This window comes from Cyanobacteriota bacterium (genome assembly GCA_025054735.1).
In the GTDB taxonomy this organism is placed as follows: domain Bacteria; phylum Cyanobacteriota; class Cyanobacteriia; order SKYG9; family SKYG9; genus SKYG9.
The window spans coordinates 1-4,825 of sequence record JANWZG010000315.1; the positions used below are offsets into that span (position 1 = coordinate 1).

Annotated in this window: 6 protein-coding genes; 2 read left to right on the forward strand and 4 right to left on the reverse strand. The window is 48.4% G+C overall.

Annotated elements, in window-relative coordinates; genetic code table 11:
• The 4 genes from NZ772_13965 to NZ772_13980 form a co-directional block, all read right to left on the reverse strand.
• On the reverse strand, nt 1–851 hold an 851-nt coding region (locus NZ772_13965), incomplete at its 3' end, for a DEAD/DEAH box helicase family protein (protein MCS6814655.1).
• A 537-nt stretch (nt 852–1,388) separates the two neighbouring features.
• Nucleotides 1,389–1,619 carry a hypothetical protein gene (locus tag NZ772_13970; GenBank protein MCS6814656.1) on the reverse strand — a complete coding sequence of 77 codons (231 nt, stop codon included), beginning with the start codon at nt 1,617–1,619 and terminating at the stop codon, nt 1,389–1,391.
• Between the two features lie 186 nt (nt 1,620–1,805).
• Entirely contained in the window at nt 1,806–2,339 is a 534-nt protein-coding gene (locus NZ772_13975) for a DUF2808 domain-containing protein (GenBank protein ID MCS6814657.1), read from the reverse strand.
• A 136-nt stretch (nt 2,340–2,475) separates the two neighbouring features.
• Nucleotides 2,476–3,681 carry a class I SAM-dependent methyltransferase gene (locus NZ772_13980; protein MCS6814658.1) on the reverse strand — a complete coding sequence of 402 codons (1,206 nt, stop codon included), beginning with the start codon at nt 3,679–3,681 and terminating at the stop codon, nt 2,476–2,478.
• A gap of 255 nt (nt 3,682–3,936) precedes the next feature.
• On the opposite strand from NZ772_13980, the gene NZ772_13985 reads away from it, so the two are divergent.
• The gene (locus tag NZ772_13985) at nt 3,937–4,560 is read left to right on the forward strand and encodes a phycobiliprotein lyase (protein MCS6814659.1); all 624 of its coding nucleotides are present in this window, start codon (nt 3,937–3,939) and stop codon (nt 4,558–4,560) included.
• 3 nt (nt 4,561–4,563) lie between these two features.
• Nucleotides 4,564–4,825 (forward strand): hypothetical protein (locus tag NZ772_13990; protein ID MCS6814660.1); only part of this gene is annotated, 262 nt, incomplete at its 3' end.

Sequence of the window (4,825 nt, forward strand, 5' to 3'; positions counted from 1 at the left end):
AAGCGCTGGGCTTCTAGGAGCTTATTAGCCTGTTCTAGCTCAGCCAAGCGCTCTTGCAATTCTTGGGCAATAGCTTCACAGGCAGCTTGCAGGCGTTCTTCTGGGGTCACAAAGTGACGAGCAGGATAAATATTCACAGTTTGCAGACTTTGGAGAGTCACGCCAGTGATGGGGTCAATGTAGCGAATGGCATCAATCTCATCCCCAAAAAACTCGACCCGAGTCACTCGATCTTCATAGGAAGGGCCGATTTCTAAGACATCGCCCTTGACTCGAAACCGTCCGCGCCCTACTTCTAAATCGTTGCGCTCGTATTGCACGTTAGTCAAATCTCGCAAAATTTGGCGTTGGTCAGCCTCCATGCCCACTTCTAGCTTCACGGCAGCATTTAGATATTCTGAGGGAATCCCCAAGCCATAGATACAACTAATGGAAGCGACAACAATTACATCTCGACGCTCAAACAGCGATCGCGTAGCTGAGTGCCGCAACATATCAATCTCGTCATTGATAGCAGCCGTCTTAGCAATATAGGTATCAGTAACAGGAATATAAGCCTCTGGTTGGTAATAGTCGTAATAGCTGATGAAATACTCCACAGCATTGTGGGGAAAAAACTCTCGTAACTCATTGCAGAGCTGAGCTGCCAAAGTCTTGTTATGGGCCAGCACTAGGGTTGGCTTGCCAATCCGATCAATGACGCGGGCAATTGTGTGGGTTTTACCGGTGCCTGTTGCTCCCAACAACGTTTGAAACCGATGTCCAGCTTCAATACTGGCAACCAGTTGTTCGATAGCCTGGGGCTGGTCGCCAGCAGGAGCAAAAGGAGCTTCGATTTGAAAAGAGCCGATCGTGGCTGGCCGGGGCGATCGCCGCCGCTTAACAGGTGGTGGCGCAGCATCTCCCCCCAACACTGCGTCTACTGCTGCCGGAGCCAGACCAGTCAAAACATCCAACGCATCAGGAGGCGAACCCACCCCTCCTAGAACTGCATCAGTCTTCTTCGGGCGGTTTTGCCGCTTGCCCATACCATTTTCACAACCTTAACAATTTACCTGTACTAATCTATCAAGAATTCCTGAAGTTGTCTCTCGAACAGAAGGTTTATACTAATTCTTCAAACCATCACTACAGATAGCTGGCAGTAAAGACTTGAATCCATACTAGGAACTGATAGGTTGTGTGGCTAGCTTTTGGAGAAATGGTATTAGAACAGTCTCTCAAACCAGTAGGATTTCAGACATAGTTGCCACAGTCTGTAGTTACAGTTTGACATAGACCGCACCACAATAGATCGCACTACAGAAGATTGCACTACAGAAGATTGCACTACAGAAATCGCAACACGGTAGACCGCACTACAAATAATCACACCACTCCAGTTAACGCTAGACCTCCAGCCTAGGTAAGGCTCGTTTGAGTCGCTGTATACAAGCATTACCGTAGCGTCTAACGCTAGCGCTAGGCCCAACCTGTTGAATACACCAGTCACCACCATGCTGCCAAGCCCTGGTTAGGTGAACTCCATAGGCTAATATCCCAATACCTCCTAGTGCTAGCAAGTAGAGTAGCGAAGCGGTCACGCACTGGGGTGGCCTAATCTGGCGATAGATCGTCATGATTTCGTCAAGTGAAGAGTTTTTCTAGTATAAGTCCACACAGGCAACGCTTGTTCTATTTATGTAACCACAGTTTAGCTGCTAGACAAGTTTACGGCTATTTCTGCGGTAAAACTGTAAAAGGCAACAAGAAGCTCTCCTGTTGCCAAATTAATGCGACTTGTCCCCTACAGGTAGGACGATCGCCTAGTCGATGGTGATCAACCATGTGCCAACATAGCGCAGCAGGGGCAAATCTCCAGGTGATTGAACACTGGCATTGAAATAGAACATGCCCCCATAGCGAGGGTTCTTCACATTCGACAGGTGGACTTCTAACGCTTGATTAGCTCCGATCGTTTCTACAGGTTCAATCACTAGGCGACGGTTTTCTTGATCCCAGGTTACAGGTTTTAGGGCAACTTCGCGATCGCGAACATAGACTTGAATGTTATTGACATCAAAGCTACCTGTGAAATAGTCAGGATAGGCAATCGTAATTTGAGATACAGCCGTATTCAACTCTCGACCGGGAATCCGCAGCCGATAGCGATCAAAATTATCCGCTCTACCACCGAAATCTAGCCGGTAGTTTAGCTCTTTAGGGCACCGCCCTGTCCAGCAGAGGGTTAGTCCAGGCAACCCTTGAGCTTGAGTCACCATAGGCAAGCCTGCTACTAGACAACCTGCTGTCGCCAACGACGCTAATAGGGCATTGCGGAATGTTTTGCCGAAAACCATAGTGGTTACACCTGTCATATCTTGCAACTCATGATGCTAAGAATTTTATCAATTCCATAAGCACATCAACAGACGGTTATCAGTGATGAAAAGTTGCACGTAACTTCACTGCCAGTTTAACCGCTCACAGCTATTGTCATAAGGCGGCTGGTGTTAACAAAATCAACTGCTGCGTTTGCAGCGATCGTACATCAGCCAAGGTTGCATCCACCGTTGATAACAGCTCTGCTACTGCCTGCTGCCGCACTTGGTTGCCAGCACAGGCCAACAAGAACTGCCACTCTGCATTGGGCAAACTAACGACCTGATAGTCTTGGTTAAAAAATTGAGGGCTATCTTGCCATCCTTGAATGCAAGGGCTTGGTTCTGGGATAGCAGACAGCAAGGCATCATCCTCTGTCCACTGGTGTCGAGGGAGGGGATTACGCCCTAGAAAAAACTCATAATGGGTGATTGCCTGTGGATCCAGCAACTCAACTAGCCGATAGCGCTGACGATCGGTCAACTGGTGCGCTCGTTCCATCAGTTCAGGTGCTGAGGCAATTAAGCGCTCCAACTCCCAGGTCTGAGGGTTGGAAAAGCCCAGAAACTCCAGTCCTGATGCATCAATTAACTCAAACAAGGTAGGAATAGTGTAGTCAATCTCTTGGGGATGCACATACATGTCAGCAAAGTAAGCATCCCGTTGATTGTCCCATGACCACCGTTCTTGCTCACGTTGCTTCAGCCGATTGTTCTCTGGTAGAGCCGCAAACAGTTGCCGACCGACAGCAACACCATCAGTGTAGTCTCCACGCCGATTGCCTTGTAAGAGAGCGATCGCCTCTTGCATCAATCTAATTTCCCAGCGTCCCAATTCACCATACACAAAGATATGTAAAATACCCCCCGGAGCTAGCTTGCGGGCCAATGCTTGCAGACCAGCAATGGGATCAGGCGTATGGTGCAGTACCCCCACACAATTGATAAAATCAAATTCACCTGGCAACTGATCCACATCAAACAAACTGAGGTGATGAAACTCGACCCGGTTTGCTCCTGACTTCTGACAGCGCTTCTTTGCAACTGCTAGCGCCTCTGCACTTAAATCAATCCCTACCACCATAGCATCTGGATTGAGATGTACCAGATACTCTGTGCCAACACCAGTTCCACACCCTGCGTCAAGAATTCGCGCATTAAGACGTTGAGGTTTTCGTCCAGTGCAAAAATTATAGGCCGTCAGCCAATTCCAGCGCCAGTTATAGCCAGGAGGTGGCTCATCTAACAAAGGTTCTGGCGGAAACGGGTAAGTGTTGTAGAGTTTAGCAACAGCAGCACTGATGGCTTGAGGATCAGACATGACTATGGGTCTTATGACATGACTACAGGTTAGCAACACTAGAAACAAGGCAACCACAACCTAATAGTTGTAGTTGCAGGTTGTAGTTGCAGGTTAGGTCAGAGCCGAGTCCAGATGCCATAAGCATCCCTAGGCTCTTTATGATTCATACCCTCTTAATTTAAGATATGGAAAGTAGCATGATCTAGTTTCTAGCTGTGCTGCCAGCCGATGTTGTCATGAAATTGCTAGTTGAGGTTGATTGGGTCGATGTCAATGGATGTGATGGAATTTTTTCAGCTCAGCACAGGGACGTGGCGATCGCAACGCACCACTCATCATCTCGCCTTCAGACAAACCGAAGCCGGTGAATCAGAAATTCAGGTTGAAGCTCTAAGTGCTGATCACCCCAAAGTTGTGGAAATCTGCGCTATTCACAATGTAGATCCTGCCCTAGCGATCGGTGGTGCCTTCGTATCATGGCATGGTTCTATGGGATGGGATAAAGAGGATGAAAATCATCAAGGCACAACTGTCTTTGCCCTCATTCCAGATGCTGACCAACCCCGGCAGGGCACTCTATTGCGAGAGCGAGGCTATGCAGAAGTTGTTCCCGTTGCAGGGCAGTATTATATCGACGACGAGGATGGCCTAGTCTTAACCACTGACTATGAAACCATGAGTTCGATCGAGCGCTTTTGGTTTCCCAGTCCCAACGTTAGAATGCGCACCAGCACAGTAAAACGGTTTGGTGGATTTAGTACTGCCACCTTTTGTACCGAGGTGCGAGTTACCGACGCGCCAGAACCTTCCCCTAGCCCTTATGAATCCAGCGCACCTGCCAACCATGAGTCAGGCCCTAGGGATTCATCATCTCACTTTTCCTTCTTAGGCTGGTAGATTTTGACTGAACGATTACTGGTGCCAAATCCTGATGCCTTTATTCAGGGGTTAGACTACCTTTACCATGTTCGTAGTTTGGCCCTTACCCCTGATCTAGTCGATTTGGTTTACGACCCAGTTAACCGCCGTCCAGTTTGTGCCTGGATTGGCCACCACATTAGTTCAGTCAACAACTACCTCAGAACTTGTCTCCAAGCTTGCCACAACTGCTTTCACCCGTGGGATCAGCCCTCTGTACAAGTTCTAGCTGCACCACTAGCTC

Coding starts and splice junctions, on each gene's coding strand:
- NZ772_13975 (MCS6814657.1), bottom strand. CDS start 2,339: ATGGTTTTCGGCAAAACATTCCGCAATGCCCTATTAGCGTCGTTGGCG.
- NZ772_13970 (MCS6814656.1), bottom strand. CDS start 1,619: ATGACGATCTATCGCCAGATTAGGCCACCCCAGTGCGTGACCGCTTCG.
- NZ772_13980 (MCS6814658.1), bottom strand. CDS start 3,681: ATGTCTGATCCTCAAGCCATCAGTGCTGCTGTTGCTAAACTCTACAAC.
- NZ772_13985 (MCS6814659.1), top strand. CDS start 3,937: ATGGATGTGATGGAATTTTTTCAGCTCAGCACAGGGACGTGGCGATCG.